A 16,409-nucleotide genomic window follows, 5' to 3' on the forward strand; every position below is an offset into this window, starting at 1 on the left:
TTTCAAATCTAAATAATTGTAAAAGTAACAATTCTTTATGGAGAAAGGTAAAATTTATAAATAAAAAAAGACATCATCCAGTACAAATTGTACTTAAATGATGTCTCCGCTAATAATTTTTTCAAATCGTCTAATCGATTCTTAAATTTAGGCTATATATTTTATATTAAACCACTTAATTAAAAGTTTAACTTATTTTTATGAGTAAAAACTGGAATAATTGCTCCAAAAACTAAATTTTGTTGAGAGAATACAATATCCTGTTTTGCTTTATCCGCTTTGTTTGCAGTTGTACGAATATCACTCAAATTAGCATATCCACCTTTTAATTCGGCTTGTACAAAGAAATAATCCCAAAAAGTAAAGTTGATCCCAACCATTGCAGCTGTAGCAAAACCTGCTAAGTGAAACTCATCATAACGTTCGTTACCCATCAATTTTACGTTAGAACGTGGATATAAAATCCCTGCTCCCAAACCAGCTGTTACGTTAACATCGATTCCTTTTCCGTTTTTTGTAATTGGAAAATGTTGAATATTATCAAAACGACGAACCTCTAAATTAGCATAGTTCAAACCATCTGTATGTTCAAATGTTAAGAAATCTTCTGTTAATTTTTGATCAACATTATTATATGTTCCATCGTAATCTGAACCTGTATTGATGTGACCATTCATTTTTACAACTTGGTCTTGATCCATCACATATTTCATGTGATCAATCCCAAAAGAGATATTCCAATTATCCGAAACAAAGTAACCTAAACGGAAGTTATATTGCGGAATCGTCATAGAACTTGGATTGAAATACTTGATTCCAAAAGAAGTTTGACGGTCATGAGCTGCTACATTATCTAATGTAAAATCGTATCCATCTCCTTTGAACTGAATATCTGATTTTGTATACTGCGCGTGATTCCAACCCCAATAAACATAAAATTTACCTTTATTATTTTTTCCTTGCCCGAAAGTAGTTGCAACCAAAGCAACTAAAAACATTACACTTATATACTTTCTCAAAATTTAACTTTTTGCAAATTTATTCTTAAAAAAATTGAGTAAAAATGATTTATGATATCAATTTTATATCTAGACAATATTTAAAATCAATAAACATTGTTAAGCGTCATAAAATAAAATGATAAATATTTATTAAAAATGATGTTCTCTATTTTGTAATTAAAAATTAAAATATATTTTTGTGACATAATGAAAGACTACCTGATAAAACATAGCATTGGAATTTTTTTCACGCTTCTTTTGGTGTTCAGTACGAACATGCAAGGGTTGGCGGGTTATGTAGATTATCAGATGAGAATGGAGCAACAAGACAAAAAAGATTCTTCTGACAATGATCAAAAAGCTTTGTTTTCTCAAACTTCAACTGAAGAAGAAAATAATCAGAAAAATTCTTCGAGCGAAATCACAGAAAAAATACATTATTTCCACGAAATAAAATTGTTTACATTTTTTAATGTGAAACAAACTACACATTCGGATTTTCATCATTCTAATGCATATGCGTCTTTAGACAATGGTGTGACAACTCCACCTCCAGAATTAGTTTAATTTTTTAATTGATTTTTTGCATCATTCTATTCAAATCTATTGAATGGAACAGCAAATTTATTTTTATCATTTTAAATTATTAAATAATTCATTTTAAAACTATTATGAATCTTTTTCAAAATTGGAAAAAGGACATACCTGCGAGTATTGTTGTCTTTTTCGTTGCATTACCTTTATGTTTAGGTGTTGCGTTGGCCAGTGGTGCGCCTTTATTTGCCGGAATTATTGCGGGAATTGTAGGAGGAATTGTTGTTGGTCTTATTTCTAAATCTCAAATTGGTGTTTCTGGTCCAGCTGCTGGTTTGGTCGTTATTGTATTAACTGCTATTACAGATTTGGGCGCTTACGAACTCTTTTTAGTGGCGGTTGTTATCGCCGGAATTTTTCAGATATTACTAGGTATTCTAAAAGCCGGAGTTATTGGTTATTACTTTCCTTCTTCGGTGATTAAAGGAATGTTGTGCGCAATTGGTATTTCAATTTTCTTGAAACAAATTCCGTTAGCGTTAGGCTATACAGAAGCATTTAGTTTTAGTAATTTTAGTTTAGATTTTATCACGCCAGGAGCGATTATTATTACAGCAATCTCTTTATTTATCTTGATTGTTTGGGATAATATTTTAGGAAAAAAATCAAACTTTTTCAAATTATTACCAGGATCATTAGTCGCTGTATTAGTGGGTATTTTGTACCAAGTTACAATTGGTGATACCAACCACGAAGTATTTTCTATCGACCACAATTTATTAGTAAAAGTTCCTGTTCCTGAAAGTGTTTCAGATTTCTTAGGACAATTTACTATGCCCGATTTCGCCTCTGGATTAACAAATCCTATGGTTTGGCAAGTTGCATTTACCATCGCAATTGTAGCATCATTAGAAACTTTATTATCTGTAGAAGCAACTGATAAATTAGATCCTTTAAAGCGTCAAACACCTACAAATCGAGAATTGATTGCACAAGGTGTCGGAAACTCTTTAGCTGGTTTAATTGGAGGTTTACCTGTTACACAAGTTATTGTACGTTCGTCTGCAAATGCAATGAGTGGCGGACTTACAAAACTTTCGACAATTACGCACGGTGTTTTATTATTAGTGAGTGTAATTTCTATTCCAATGTTTTTAAATTTAATTCCAAATGCGGTTTTAGCCTCTATCCTATTGGTTATTGGATACAAATTAGGTAATCCGAAACAATTCTTGGACATGAAAAAATTAGGAAAAGATCAGTTAATTCCGTTCGCAGTAACAGTTATTGCAATTTTGGCAACAGATTTATTAAAGGGTATCATCATTGGTCTTATTGTTGGTGTAGTGGTTTCGTTAATCAAATCGTACAACAACTCGCACGTAATGTTGGTGAAAGAAGGAAATGTTTTCCATATGAATTTTGCTGAGGAGGTAACGTTTGTAAACCGCGGTGCAATTGTAAAAGAATTAGATGGTTTGAAACCTGGTTCTAATCTTGAATTAGATGTTCGTAAAACACGAATTTTAGATTATGATATTATTGAATATTTAGATGAATTTAAAGTCAAAGCAAAAAATAATAACATTAATATTCGACTAATTTCCGAACGTGGAACAGTCGATAATCCCCCATCATTCAGAGAGTTTTTTGGTTACGTCTTAGTTGCTGGAGCTCATTAATCTGTAAAAAACATATAAAAATTAAAACACCCACAATAAAATTAAATATAATGAAAGCACATACATCAGAAACTCAAGCAACAACAACTCCAGATAAAGCGTTAGAATTTTTAAAAGAAGGAAATGCAAGATTTGTTCAAAACTTAAAAGCGAACAGAGATTTACTTTCGCAAGTGAATGACACAAGAGAGGGACAATGGCCGTTTGCGGTTGTTTTGAGTTGTATTGATAGCCGTACTTCTGCGGAACTTATTTTCGATCAAGGTTTAGGAGATATTTTTAGTGTACGAATTGCTGGTAATTTCGTTAATCAAGATATTTTAGGTTCGATGGAATTTGGAACAAATGTGGCTGGCTCTAAATTGATTGTTGTCTTAGGACACTCTAAATGTGGCGCTTTGAAAGGCGGATTAGATGCTGAAGCAATTCACAAAACTGGTATGAATAATTTGTGTCATTTGGTTGATCATTTCAATCCAATTATCGACGAGATTATAAAAGATGGTGAAGAACGCTCTTCTAAAAATGCAGATTTATTAGAAAGATTAAATCACCAAAACGTTATACAAACAATAGAAGATATTCGTAACCAAAGTACAACCTTGAACACCTTAGAAAAAGAAGGGAAAATCAAGATAATAGGTGCAAACTACTGTGTAGATTCAGGCGTTGTAACTTGGTTATAAAACAATTAATTCTTTAGATATTTTTTAGTAATGTAAAAGCCACTCTGCGAGTGGCTTTTGTTATTTAATTAAATCTATAGTTTCTATTTTATAACCATCATAAAATATTTTATAATTATTTAATTTGTTTTTAATAATCCATTTAACATCATTCAAAACAAAATTATCTTCTAAAGCTCTAATAATATATCTATCATCAATATTAATTTCTAAAAATTTATCATCAAATAGTTTAACATTCGAAATATCCAATGACACTAATTCAAATAATTCATTATTATCAATATTAAAATTTGTAATCTTATTAAATATTTTACATCCAGATACAAATTCTATTATTACTTCATCAATTTTATCATAATAAATTGATTTATTACTAATTGAAAACTTAAACGATAATATACCCGAATATTCAATTGAATACAAACTTGCATTCAATAATAATTTATTTAATATAGATTCTACTTTTTCATTCATTATTAAATTGGCTTTTGTCTTTATAATGGTTTAAATGGTATCACTCCTTTTTTAATCAGCTCGGATTTTATTTTATCTGCGTAATTATTCGCAAACTTTTCTTTTTCCTCTTTCGGAAGATTTACATGAATATCAGTTCGTTTCTCCCATTCATCAAATTCTTCATCAATATGACCTGGTTTTTCTACTTGCTCTAAATAATGCACATAATGTCCAAACTCATGTAATAATGTTCTATACAACTGTGTATTTCTTGCAAAATCAGGTTCTATTTTAGATGTAAAATATTTATTACTTTCTTCAAATATATGTCCGTCATTTTTAAGTCTTTCAAATTCTTTTCGTTCATCAACTGATAGCTTTTTACTCCAAATTAATTGTGAATCTTTATCTATAGATTCTAAAATAATAGCAGGAAAATCTTCTTTCTCGAATTCGTATAAATAAACTAATCTTCCCCAAACACTCGAAATAATTTGCTCCTTTCGCTTTGGTTGTCTCAAAACTATAAATTTTAATTCTCCATAATCCTCAACAGGTATATTTGAAATAATTTTTACAATATCATTTATTGAACATGCGTGAACAGAATTTGGTCTTGTATCTTCCACTACAAACACAAATTCATGATTATTAATAATCCTGCTCTCTTTTTTATAAGTTGTTAATTTTTCATAAAAAGATTGGTAACTACCATACGGCGTAGAAATCGTCAGTTTATTATTCTGACTAAAACCCTGTTTGACAGTACCTATATCTCTATTTCTTCTTGAAGGATTAAACATATTATCTCTTTCTTTAAAAATTAGCTCATTAATAAATCAACACATTAGCTCATTTTCAAATTATCCTTTCTTCGGCAACTCTTTCAAGAAGTTATATCTTTTTTGAACAAAATCCATCATACAATAAAAATGATTCAAACCATTTGTTACCATCAACAATTGAGAACCTAACACAATATTGTAACGCGCAATTTGATCAAAAGTTGCTTGCGAAATTGCAATATGCGGCGCTTTACATTCCACCATAATAAATGGTTTTTCTTGCTGATAAACGACAATATCTGCACGTTTTCGCATTCCTGTAATATCAATTGCAACTTCCAACGCAATCGCCGAAGTTGAATAACCCAAATCGTTGATTAAATAATTCAGAACGTGTTGCCTAACCCATTCTTCTGGCGTATAGACCAACCATTTTTTTCGAATCAAACAAAAGATATACAATTTATCTTGGGCTTGTTTCAATCTTATTTGGTATTTTTCGGAAAAATTTAATTGTACTAATTCAGTCATTGTATGAGTCCTGTAGAATCTTTGATCAAAGATATAAAAAACAAAAACTATAAACCGATTTACTTCTTAGCGGGCGACGAGCCGTTTTTCATCGATCAGGTAACTGATTTATTGGAGGCGAATATTTTACCAGAAGAAGAAAAAGGTTTTAATCAAACAATAGTTTATGGACAAGATGTAGAAGTTGGACAATTGATTGGAATGGCCCGTCAATACCCGATGGGGGCAGAAAAATCTGTAGTGATTGTAAAAGAAGCACAACATCTTAGCCGTTCGATAGATCAGTTGGAAATGTATGCAAATCAAGTACAAGATTCAACGGTTTTAATCATCAATTACAAAGGAAATTCACTTGATAAACGCAAGAAAATCTATAAAATTCTGAATGAAAAAGGGTATTACCACGAATTCAAAAGGATTTATGAAAGCGAACTACCTGCTTGGATAGAACAGAAAGTTGCAGCTAATCAATTTAAGATTGAACCAAAAGCAAAGTTTCTGTTGACGGAATATGTAGGTGCAGATTTATCTCGTTTGAACAATGAATTAGAAAAACTCTTTACAATTGTTGGTGCGGATAAAACCATCACACCAAATCATATTGAGGAACATATTGGGATTAGTAAAGATTATAATGTTTTTGAACTTCGCAATGCAATCGAAACGAAGAACATCGAAAAAGCATTCAAAATCATTAAATATTTCGAAAAAAATCCGAAGGATAATCCGTACGTCGTTTCAATCACAACAATTTTTAATCTGTTTACAAACATCATTCAAATACATGTTACGCCTGATAAATCAAAACAAAATTTGGCAAAAGTATTAGGAATTAATCCCTACTTTGTACAAGGAATGATGACCGCTGCGAGTAATTATCCGCTAAAAAAAGCTACGAGAATTATCTCATTTATTCGTGAATATGATTTGAAAGGAAAAGGTGTTGGAACTACTGGAAATGTGACACCAAGCCAATTATTAATTGAATTAGTGTATAAAATTATGAATCTATAGTTTTCATCTATTTATAGAATCGAGAAAACTAAATAAGAAATACTAAATTTGTAAAAAAATAAAACAACACAATGGAAAATAACGTAAGAGATGTTATCATAATAGGATCTGGACCTGCAGGTTATACAGCGGGAATTTATGCAGCACGCGCGAACATGAATCCTTTGATTTTAACTGGAATGGAGCCAGGTGGACAATTAACAACAACAACGGATGTTGAGAATTTCCCAGGTTATCCAGAAGCAGTTACAGGACCAGAATTGATGGCTGATTTACAAAAACAAGCAGAGCGTTTTGGAACTGAAATAAAATACGAATATGTAACGGAAGTAACTTTTGGAGAAAAAGAAGGTGATGTACATACTGTAAAATCAAACAACGGAACTTACCAAGCGCGTTCTATCATTATTTCGACTGGTGCAACAGCGAAATATTTAGGTTTAGATGATGAAACTAAATACGCTGGTAGTGGAGTTTCAGCTTGTGCAACTTGCGATGGTTTCTTTTACCGCGGTAAAGATGTTGCGGTAGTTGGTGGTGGTGATACCGCTGCTGAAGAAGCAACTTACTTATCAAAACTTTGTAACAAGGTTTATTTATTGGTTCGTAAAGAAGAAATGCGCGCGTCTAAAGCGATGCAAGATCGTGTTGCAAATACACATAATTTAGAGGTTTTATATAACCACGAATTAATTGGTTTGGAAGGAAACAATGTTGTTGAAAAAGCGAAAATCATCAACAATATTACAAACGAAGAAAAAGAATTAATCGTTGATGGAGTTTTTATCGCGATTGGACATAAACCAAATACAGAATTATTCCAAGGGAAATTGGATATGGACGAAACAGGATATTTAATCACTCAAGATCGTTCGTACAAAACAAATGTACCAGGTGTTTTTGCTGCTGGTGATGTACAAGATTCTGTTTACAGACAAGCAATTACTGCTGCTGGATCTGGTTGTGCTGCTGCATTAGACGCAGAACGTTATGTTGCAGAATTCTTTGACGAAGTATAATATCGTTTAGCATATATAAGAAAAAAGAAAAGCTCAACCATTGGTTGAGCTTTTCTTTTATTGTCTATATCGTTCGAATTGATGCCAATATTTATCTTTGTAAACTGTAAATGAAATCTCAAAAACGTCTTTATACTTTTGTTCGGTTTCATAGAAAATTTTAGATGGTTTTCTAAAATCTTTACACGCAAAATAAATTTCTCTTTCGCCTTCAGTAGTTTCTCTTCCTACGTTCAAATAACCATCTTCATCTTTCAATGTTTCCATTAATTCGTCTTCTATTGCATTCAATAATTCATAATCCCTAGAATTTGGCATTCCATTCGTTTCGCTACCATCATATTTAATAATCAATGTCGCCAACCACGGATGAGAAGGTTTTGAATCCCAATTCAATAAATTCGTATTAATCACTGCCAATAACATATTTCCGCTTTCTAGCTGCGCTTCTAGCATAGAATAACTATCATTTTCAGTTTCGTATCTTGTTGCTTGATATTGCTCGACAAATTCCTTTTCTCGCCAAGTCAAATAATCCTTCAACTTATTCATCGGAATTAGCTCTTGCTCAGCATCATCTTTCGCAATTACAGATAGATTGTCAATAATTGTAACGGTATTCAATTCGCCTAAATAATTATCTAAAAAGATATAAACTCCATTCAGAATTTGGTTTTTATCTTCTTCTTTATACTCATCGAAAGCAATTACAATATCAATTTCGTCAGGATAATTTTCGTGATTAATGGAATAAAAAGATAGTTTATCTTCATCAAAACTATAATCTCCCATATTCAATCCCATATTTCCAGTTGCAGGCTTTAGAGCAGTAAATTTCCAATTCGGTAAATTTGGAGCAGCTGCCACAAGCTCTTCTACAAAAACGATATTTTTAATAATTCCGTCTGGAGTGAAAATTAGTTCAGCCGTGTTATCATCAGCCATTCCAGTCAAAAAATAAAGCTCACTTTTAACACGATCCAATTGAGGCGATAATTTATCAAAAAAATTAGCTTCTATATTTCGTTGATTTTTTACAGCTTCATAAAATTTTTGTTCATTCTCTTGAAACCATTTCCAGAAAGATTCATAAGAATCAACCTTCTCTTTTTTATTGAAAATATTCTTAAAAAAATTCATAGTTATTTAGTTGTAGTTTAATTTGTAATTAATCAAATATAGAGCTTATTGCTCATCAAATAAATTAATTCTTACTACAATAATCCTACAACCAAATTTCTAAAGTGACTACAAAACGACTACAGATTTTTTACAAATATGTCAATATATTTCCTCTAGTTTTCAACCAACCTGTAATACTATATCTTGGTCGATTAACGGTTTTTACTTCGTGCGGAATACTTTTACTATCAAAAACAGCCAAACGACCAGCAAGAGGTAAAATATCTAATTCCTTTTCAGCCTTATTCTCATCTGCCAAATACAAGGTCAATTGTCCGCCAAATTCATCTTTCCATTCTTCATCATTCAAATACAACACAATCGAAAGTGTGCGTCTATCATCATTCTTGAAAGCATCAACATGTTTTTGATAAAATGTCCCTTCGGGATAAATGGCATAATGAAACTCACTTTCCTCAATGCCCATGTAGCATGTTAGATTGAGATACTCAATAAAATCATTGATTTTTGAGAAAAAAATTTCTTCCGTTTCTGTTTTATTTTCTTCATCAATCCATCTGATTTTATCGCCTCTGATTGATTTTACAATTTGTTCGTTAACCGAACTTCCGACGGCTGCTTGATGAAAATCTTTTTTATTTTCTTTTCGAATTATTGCTTCGCGAAGTTGCTTTGTTTCCTCTGTTGAGAAAAAAAAGTCTGAAATAGAGTATTTTTGATTTGATAAGTCATCAATAATCTTTTCATAAATTGGGTTTAATGTAATATTACTCATTCATTATTATGAAAACTTCAGTAAAAGTATATTTTATTACGAAAAACATAATCATATTTTTGAGTTTTTTTCAAAAAAAAGAACAGAAAAAAATCTGTCCTCAAAAAATAGTTTTAATTATCAATTACTTAAACCAGTCAACTTTATTCAACTGATAAATAAAATTTAATTTTGGCTCTTCTCCAAAATATTCAATTTGCTCTTCTTTCACTTTTTTGCAACCCAATCGCTCTACTGCAATTTGCGAACGTATATTATCAGCGCCAACATGCAAATAAATTTTGTCAACAAACTGAAAAATATAATCAAACATCAATTTCTTAACAGATGGATTAAAACCTTTTCCCCAACAATTGGTCGAATAAAATGTATAACCAACCAAAATAGATGAATCTTGCTCATCATAATCGTAAAAACGAGAACTACCAACAACTTGATTTGTCTGTTTATCAATAATCTTGAAAGCGCCTTTACTTTGAATTGCACCTTCGAAAAAATTCATAAAAACATCTCTTTTCCAACGATTTTTATTTGGATGTTGTTCCCAAACTTTAGGGTCCGAAGCAGCTAAATAAAGCGCTTCAAAATCATTTTCATTGAGCGGTTGAAGTTCTACCAAATCATTCTCTAAACTGGGCTGAATATTTATCATTTGTTTCATTTAATACAACACTAATTTATCTAAATCTAACAACAAATAATTAATATTTTGATTAATTGTTCGCGTTGCAGACTGCATTTGATTGAGCATTGATGTACGATTATGTAAATCATCTGCACGATATTCGCCTCCATTCTGAAAGTTAACCGATTGATTTGCTGCATTTATATTATTATCAAAATTGAGTTGCAACCAACGCTTCTTTATATTTTCGATAATCGACAATCCTCCTGTATAATTTGAAAACTTTTTCTCTGTGTACATATACCAAACAAACGGTGGAAAATTCTCTGATTCTAGTTTTTGATTCCAAACATCTCGAAGCAAATTTCGCTCATGAACAAATTCTACTTTTTTTCCTTTGGGATTTAAAGTTGCAAAGCCCAAACCAGCTCCCAAAACTCCACCAGAAATATCGACAGCACTACCCCAACCATCACTTTTTATAATTCCGCTTGCTACAGAAGCTGCTGCACCAGCTACAATCGAGTAAATAATCAATTTATTATTTTTATTATCATTAAGATTATCCACATAATTTGCCATCTGCGCTACACGCTCGCCTTCGCAATCAAATTCGGCAGCAACAGCGTCCAATTCGGTTAGTGCAATTGTAATTTTACTGTTAATCGAATTCTTCAATTCGAGCACTTTCACGCGAGATTCTAAAGATGAATCTTTCTTTAATTCGACAATTTTCTCCACCTCATCTATCGTTCCAAGCGCATTAAGAATCAATATACTTTGATCGGAAAAATTATGTTTTAAATCTTTGTTCGTTTCCAAAATTGAGTCAGAGTTATAAGAAGGTAATTTTTTATCATAATTATAATGATATGGCGCCTTGCAATAACTATTTTTAAGCGAAAGAATATTTTCCTGAATATTTTTATTGTGCTGAGAAACGCACGCGCTAAGGAAAACAAATAAAAAAAGATAGGACAGATTTTTTATCATAAAGTAGGTTTAGAATACAAATTTAAGCTTAAAACCTATCAAAATGAAATCAAAATATTTAACTTTAGTAAAAACAAAAACCAATAAAATTATGACTCAAAAAACGATTGGACTTTTTATAGGAAGTTTACGAAAGGAAGCTAATTCCAGAAAAATTGCTAAAAATTTAATAAAAATGACACCCGAGGGATTTACCTTTAAGATAATTGAAATTGGACAATTAGAATTTTATAACCAAGATTTTGATGACCATAATCAAGTTCCTGATTCTTACACTGCTTTTCGTAAAGAAGTTTCTGAATTGGATGGCCTAATTTTTATCACACCAGAATATAATCGATCTATGCCAGCGGTTCTAAAAAATGCTTTAGATGTTGCTTCTCGTCCTTTCGGAAAAAATGTTTGGAATAATAAACCTGGTGCTGTTATTAGCAGTTCTACTGGTGCTATAGGTGGTTTTGGAGCGAATCATCATTTGAGACAATCCTTAACTTTTTTGAATATTCCGACTATGCAACAACCCGAAATTTATTTAGGACAACTAAAACCAGATGTGTTTGATGAAAATGGATATTTTAATAACGAAAAAACAACAAGTTTCATTCAGAATTTTGTAGATGCGTATGTAAAATGGTATGAGCAACTAACAAAATAAATCTAGAATTTTATTGATTATTACTGTACGACTAACTAACTTCACAGAAAAAATATGTTTTTAAATTTTGAAGATAAAGCTAATCTTATTTCGAAACTAAAAAGTTTGAAAGTAGATCAACAGCCAGAATGGGGAATTATGACACCTCAACATATGGTTGAGCATTTGATTGTTTCTACAAAAATGTCTAATGGCGGATTGAATATTCCTTGCCGAGTTCTTGCAGAACAAATTCCGCAATACAAAGCATTTTTATTAGAATCTGACCAAGAAATGCAAAAAGGGATAAAAGCAAACGGAATGGAAGGTTTACTGGATTTACGTTACCCTTCTTTAGAAGCTTCTATAGAAAAGTTGGAGCAAGAAATTGATAAATTCAATTCTTATTTCACAGAAAATCCTGATGCAAAAATTGTCAATCCAGTTTTAAATGAGATTGGATACGAAGATTGGAAAGCATTTCATAAAAAACATTTTACACATCATTTCAAACAGTTTGGTTTGATGTAATTCAGATAAAATAAAAGCTCAGTTATAAACTGAGCTTTATTTTATTTATACCAACTACTATACATCAAATAATTATTGGCGATTCTTTCTATTTCACCTTCTTTCAATTCTTTTGGAACATCTTTAATTTTTTTAGCAGGAATTCCACCCCATAATTCTCCTTCTTTTACATGCGTTCCTTTGGTTAAAATTGCACCAGCAGCAATCAAAGAATTAGATTCAACAATGCAATCATCCATCACAATTGCGCCCATTCCAACCAAAACATTATCGTGTATTGTACAACCATGTACAATCGCATTATGTCCTATCGAAACATTATTTCCAATTGTTGTTGGCGATTTTTGATACGTCGCATGTATTGTTGCATTATCCTGAATATTTACTTTATTTCCCATTTTGATATAATGTACATCTCCACGCACAACTGCAGAAAACCAAATTGAGCAATCGTTTCCCATTTCTACCTCTCCTACAACTACCGCATTATCCGCTAAAAAGCAGTTTTCACCGAACTTTGGTGTGTGCCCATTTAATTCTTTAATTATTGCCATAACAAAATCTATAATTCTAATGATAAAGATACATTTTTATAGCGTATTTTTGTACAACTATGAGAGTATACGAAGAAATTACACCAAATAATAACGTGATGAAGTTCGTTTGTGACGAGACTTTAACACAAGGTGGCGTGGAATTCGATAAAGAATCTACAGCTACCGAATCTCCTTTAGCGCAAGTTTTATTGACTATACCATTTATTCAAAAAATATTTATCACAGCGAATTTTGTTGCGATAGAAAAAATAGATGCAGTTGATTGGGCTGATGTGACAGAAGATTTGAAAGAAATTATCAATGAACATTTAGAAGAAAACGCAATTTTAGCGCCAATGAAAAAGGCTCCTATTTCTATTTATGCAGAAATGACGCCTAACCCTGCTGCGATGAAATTCGTTTCAAATTCTATGTTAGCGCCAGAAATCATCGAAATAAAATCGAGAGAAAAAGCTGCTGGAGTTCCATTAGCTGTTGCGATTTACAAAGAATATCCTTTTGTAGAAGAAGTTTTTATTGTTGATAATTATGTTTCTTTAACAAAAAACGAAACAGAAGATTGGTCACTTTGGGCGATGGATGTTCGTTCGTTTATTACGAATTATTTACAAGCTGGAGGTCCAGTTTTTGATGAATTTTACGAATTCACAACAGAAGCTCCTGAACATGTTGTGGTAAAATCTGCTGAAGAATTTTCTTCTGTTGAGCAACAAATCAAAGCTATTTTAGATGAATATGTTCAGCCAGCAGTTGCAAATGATGGTGGTAATATCGAATTAATTGAATTTGATGAAGAAACACGAACAGCTAAAATGTTATTACAAGGAGCTTGTTCTGGTTGTCCGTCTTCTACAGCCACGCTTAAAAATGGTATTGAAGGAATTTTAAAACAAATGATGCCTGATGTTGTTGACAACGTTGAAGCTGTAAATGGATAAGATTAAAAATATTTTTATTTAAAAAATCTCAGAGCAAAATGCTCTGAGATTTTTTGTTTTTTCTCTATTTTCCTCCACTTCTATTTGCTTCTTCTGCATTAGACGTTTGACGTTTACTCACATTGATTTTTGAGTTACCAAATTTATAAGAAACTGAAAAACGTATCGATTTCGAATCATAATATTGTCTAAACGATTGCGGAATATTTTGCACATTTGTCGACAATGTTGAAAGATCTGTTTTGAAAATATCATACGCCATCAACGACAACGTTAATTTCTTATCCAGCGCCAAATATTTAAAACCTATATCTAACGATGAACTTGAACTATAATTAAATTCTCTGTTTTTTCCTTTTGGTGTAAATGTATAATTAGCTTGAGCCGTAAATGTTTTTTTAGGATTTAAATTCAGGTTATTATAAACCGAAAAATTAGCTCCATTTCCTGTATATTCTTTATCTAACACATCAATTTCATTGATTGATTTATTAAATCCAAAATTAAATTCAAGATTAGATTCCCACCATTTATAAGGTTTTAAAGTTGATGATAAACTAATTCCGTAATTAGACATTTTATAATAATTTAGTCGCTTAAATATTTGTGTTTGTGTCAATTCCCCATCCAATTCTTGTTCTTGATGAAAGGCAATTTGACCAAAACCATCTTGTATATTTTGATAATAAACTTTTGCTTGTAAATAATCTTTGAATCCATAACTTAACTCGAAATTATACACAAAAGCTGGCTGCATAAAAGGATTTCCTTCTGTGTAAGAAATAGGATTACTGTACAATTTATTTGGATTTAATTCCCAAAAAGCTGGTCGTTGAATTCTTCGCCCAAAATTAAAATTGAACGAATGATCTTCTGTTGGTTGATATTGAATATAAAATGTTGGAAATAATTTGAAATATTCTTTTTCAGTAACTGTATTTGTGGTAATCGAATTGGCTTTAGATTGCATAAATTCTCCTCTAAGTCCAATTTTTGTTGACCATTTATCTGATAATTTTCGTTGATACGATAAATATAAACTTTCTACATTTTCGGTATAATTAAAATGATCATTTTGAGTCATCAAATTCTCATTGGTATTGATATCTGTAAAAACTGAATTTAATTTATAATCAGATTCTGTAGAACTTACTTTTGAACCAAATTCCCACGTTCCCTTTTTGTATGGAAAATAAAAATCAATTTTCCCCGAAATATTCTGAATATCCTTATCATTTATATTATTTGCTAAAATTGTTTTGCGCTCTTTCTTGAAATACATATCCGAAATAAAATCATTTTCATTAGCTCCAGTATTCGACATATAATCTAAATCAACAGAAAATTTCTTTCCAATTGTATCAAACTTGTGAGTAAAATTTAAGTTCAAATTATAGTTATCTCCATCTCCACCTGTACGAGAATTGGTAGAAAAATCTTTAATAATCTGACCATTTTGATTACTAATTGTTCTTGTTCTTTCTTTTCCTCCATTGTAATTATGACCTCCATTAAACTGAATTCCAACTGTATTTTTGTCATTTATCTTATAACTTAACGTTGTCAAACCAGATAAACCGCGGTATATTTTTTTATTTCTTACCTTTTGATTCCAATGCTCAGTTGGATAATCATAATTCATATCATTGGTATAAATATTATTTCCTGTATAATGCGATAAATCAACCAACGCAGAAAATTTATCTTTAGAATATGAAAAATTAATTCCATCATTCAGAATCCCATAAATACCTTGCGTATACGAACTTCTCAACGTTGTACTCCACGCATTTTGCTTTGCTTCTTTCAATACAATATTGATTAATCCACTATTTCCCTCAGCTTCATATTTTGCAGGAGGATTTGTTATCACTTCAATCTTTTTGATATTTGCAGATGGAATACTTTTGAGATAATTTGTTAAATCATTTCCACTCATCTGAACAATTCTATCATTCACCAAAACATTCACCGTACTTTTTCCAACAATAGAAATTTGATCATCTTTAATTTTGACAGAAGGTGTATTTTTCAAAGCATCTAAAGCATCTCCACCAATTGCCGCAATAGAATTTTCAACATTAAAAACCAAACGGTCAACTAATCGCTCATACGTCTTCGCTTTTCCTTGCACCAAAACTTCTTTCAAACCTAATTGTTGACTCGTAATCGCAATATTTCCTACATCCAAATCATTGTTTACAGCTATTTTTCGCTGTTCTACAACTTTTCCCATTTCTTCTATCAATAATTCTACTTCTCCTTTTGGAGTTTTAAGAAGAAAAGTTCCATCTGTATTTGTTGTAATAAAATCTATAATAGAATCATTTTGAATGATAGAAACATCTAAAAATTCGACAGGTTGATTTTCTTGGTTAACAATTTTACCTTTTATAGAATATTGAGCAGACAAAAAATTCTGGAGTAAAAAAAGCGTTAGAATGGATGCGTAAAATTTCATTTGTGTTAATTTTTATACCTTATAGACGCTTGAATCGCTAA

At 31.2% G+C, this 16,409-nt stretch carries 18 protein-coding genes; 8 read left to right on the plus strand and 10 right to left on the minus strand.

Going from position 1 to position 16,409, the window contains the following annotated elements; genetic code table 11:
* Positions 1-179: 179 nt before the first annotated feature.
* The gene (locus tag HXZ74_RS11350; RefSeq protein WP_236688191.1) at positions 180-1,019 is read right to left on the minus strand and encodes a hypothetical protein; all 840 of its coding nucleotides are present in this window, start codon (positions 1,017-1,019) and stop codon (positions 180-182) included.
* A gap of 189 nt (positions 1,020-1,208) precedes the next feature.
* On the opposite strand from HXZ74_RS11350, the gene HXZ74_RS11355 reads away from it, so the two are divergent.
* The 3 genes from HXZ74_RS11355 to HXZ74_RS11365 all read left to right on the plus strand — a co-directional run bounded on the left by HXZ74_RS11355 (position 1,209) and on the right by HXZ74_RS11365 (position 3,903).
* On the plus strand, positions 1,209-1,568 hold the full coding sequence (locus HXZ74_RS11355; RefSeq protein ID WP_180906316.1) for a hypothetical protein: 360 nt from the start codon (positions 1,209-1,211) through the stop codon (positions 1,566-1,568).
* Between the two features lie 104 nt (positions 1,569-1,672).
* Positions 1,673-3,217 (plus strand): SulP family inorganic anion transporter, encoded by a 1,545-nt coding sequence (locus HXZ74_RS11360; RefSeq protein ID WP_286475519.1) that lies wholly within the window; start codon positions 1,673-1,675, stop codon positions 3,215-3,217.
* 50 nt (positions 3,218-3,267) lie between these two features.
* The gene (locus HXZ74_RS11365; protein WP_280051755.1) at positions 3,268-3,903 is read left to right on the plus strand and encodes a carbonic anhydrase; all 636 of its coding nucleotides are present in this window, start codon (positions 3,268-3,270) and stop codon (positions 3,901-3,903) included.
* A 60-nt stretch (positions 3,904-3,963) separates the two neighbouring features.
* On the opposite strand, the gene HXZ74_RS11370 is transcribed toward HXZ74_RS11365, so the two are convergent.
* The 3 genes from HXZ74_RS11370 to HXZ74_RS11380 are packed head-to-tail and all read right to left on the minus strand — an operon-like array spanning position 3,964 to position 5,678.
* Positions 3,964-4,380: a hypothetical protein gene (locus HXZ74_RS11370; RefSeq protein WP_038333623.1), complete on the minus strand. Its 417-nt coding sequence runs from the start codon at positions 4,378-4,380 to the stop codon at positions 3,964-3,966.
* A gap of 20 nt (positions 4,381-4,400) precedes the next feature.
* Entirely contained in the window at positions 4,401-5,165 is a 765-nt protein-coding gene (locus HXZ74_RS11375) for a hypothetical protein (protein ID WP_286475521.1), read from the minus strand.
* A gap of 60 nt (positions 5,166-5,225) precedes the next feature.
* Positions 5,226-5,678, minus strand: a complete 453-nt coding sequence (locus tag HXZ74_RS11380) for a type I restriction enzyme HsdR N-terminal domain-containing protein (protein WP_038333621.1) — start codon at positions 5,676-5,678, stop codon at positions 5,226-5,228.
* Positions 5,679-5,681: 3 nt separating this feature from the next.
* Between HXZ74_RS11380 and holA the strand changes: the two genes are divergently transcribed.
* Together holA and trxB are read left to right on the plus strand one after the other, a co-directional pair.
* A complete protein-coding gene (gene holA / locus HXZ74_RS11385) occupies positions 5,682-6,692 on the plus strand; it encodes a DNA polymerase III subunit delta (protein ID WP_038333619.1) in 1,011 nt (336 codons plus the stop codon).
* A 71-nt stretch (positions 6,693-6,763) separates the two neighbouring features.
* A complete protein-coding gene (gene trxB / locus HXZ74_RS11390; protein WP_038333617.1) occupies positions 6,764-7,711 on the plus strand; it encodes a thioredoxin-disulfide reductase in 948 nt (315 codons plus the stop codon).
* A gap of 57 nt (positions 7,712-7,768) precedes the next feature.
* On the opposite strand, the gene HXZ74_RS11395 is transcribed toward trxB, so the two are convergent.
* The 4 genes from HXZ74_RS11395 to HXZ74_RS11410 form a co-directional block, all read right to left on the minus strand.
* Positions 7,769-8,851 carry a DUF695 domain-containing protein gene (locus HXZ74_RS11395; protein ID WP_038333616.1) on the minus strand — a complete coding sequence of 361 codons (1,083 nt, stop codon included), beginning with the start codon at positions 8,849-8,851 and terminating at the stop codon, positions 7,769-7,771.
* Positions 8,852-8,981: 130 nt separating this feature from the next.
* The gene (locus HXZ74_RS11400) at positions 8,982-9,629 is read right to left on the minus strand and encodes a 2OG-Fe(II) oxygenase (protein WP_038333614.1); all 648 of its coding nucleotides are present in this window, start codon (positions 9,627-9,629) and stop codon (positions 8,982-8,984) included.
* A gap of 124 nt (positions 9,630-9,753) precedes the next feature.
* Positions 9,754-10,290 carry a GNAT family N-acetyltransferase gene (locus HXZ74_RS11405; RefSeq protein WP_353619256.1) on the minus strand — a complete coding sequence of 179 codons (537 nt, stop codon included), beginning with the start codon at positions 10,288-10,290 and terminating at the stop codon, positions 9,754-9,756.
* Positions 10,291-11,247 (minus strand): hypothetical protein, encoded by a 957-nt coding sequence (locus HXZ74_RS11410; protein WP_236688190.1) that lies wholly within the window; start codon positions 11,245-11,247, stop codon positions 10,291-10,293.
* A gap of 43 nt (positions 11,248-11,290) precedes the next feature.
* Between HXZ74_RS11410 and HXZ74_RS11415 the strand changes: the two genes are divergently transcribed.
* Positions 11,291-11,902: an NADPH-dependent FMN reductase gene (locus HXZ74_RS11415; protein WP_236688189.1), complete on the plus strand. Its 612-nt coding sequence runs from the start codon at positions 11,291-11,293 to the stop codon at positions 11,900-11,902.
* Positions 11,903-11,956: 54 nt separating this feature from the next.
* A complete protein-coding gene (locus tag HXZ74_RS11420; RefSeq protein ID WP_038333609.1) occupies positions 11,957-12,412 on the plus strand; it encodes a DUF1569 domain-containing protein in 456 nt (151 codons plus the stop codon).
* 41 nt (positions 12,413-12,453) lie between these two features.
* On the opposite strand, the gene HXZ74_RS11425 is transcribed toward HXZ74_RS11420, so the two are convergent.
* Positions 12,454-12,966, minus strand: coding sequence for a gamma carbonic anhydrase family protein (locus HXZ74_RS11425; protein WP_038333607.1), 513 nt, complete (start codon positions 12,964-12,966; stop codon positions 12,454-12,456).
* Between the two features lie 59 nt (positions 12,967-13,025).
* Between HXZ74_RS11425 and HXZ74_RS11430 the strand changes: the two genes are divergently transcribed.
* Positions 13,026-13,907, plus strand: coding sequence for a NifU family protein (locus tag HXZ74_RS11430; RefSeq protein WP_038333605.1), 882 nt, complete (start codon positions 13,026-13,028; stop codon positions 13,905-13,907).
* A gap of 64 nt (positions 13,908-13,971) precedes the next feature.
* On the opposite strand, the gene HXZ74_RS11435 is transcribed toward HXZ74_RS11430, so the two are convergent.
* On the minus strand, positions 13,972-16,368 hold the full coding sequence (locus tag HXZ74_RS11435; protein ID WP_286475523.1) for a TonB-dependent receptor: 2,397 nt from the start codon (positions 16,366-16,368) through the stop codon (positions 13,972-13,974).
* Positions 16,369-16,409: the final 41 nt, after the last annotated feature.

Origin of the sequence: Empedobacter sp. R750 (assembly GCF_030324345.1) — a bacterium.
GTDB lineage: Bacteria > Bacteroidota > Bacteroidia > Flavobacteriales > Weeksellaceae > Empedobacter > Empedobacter falsenii_C.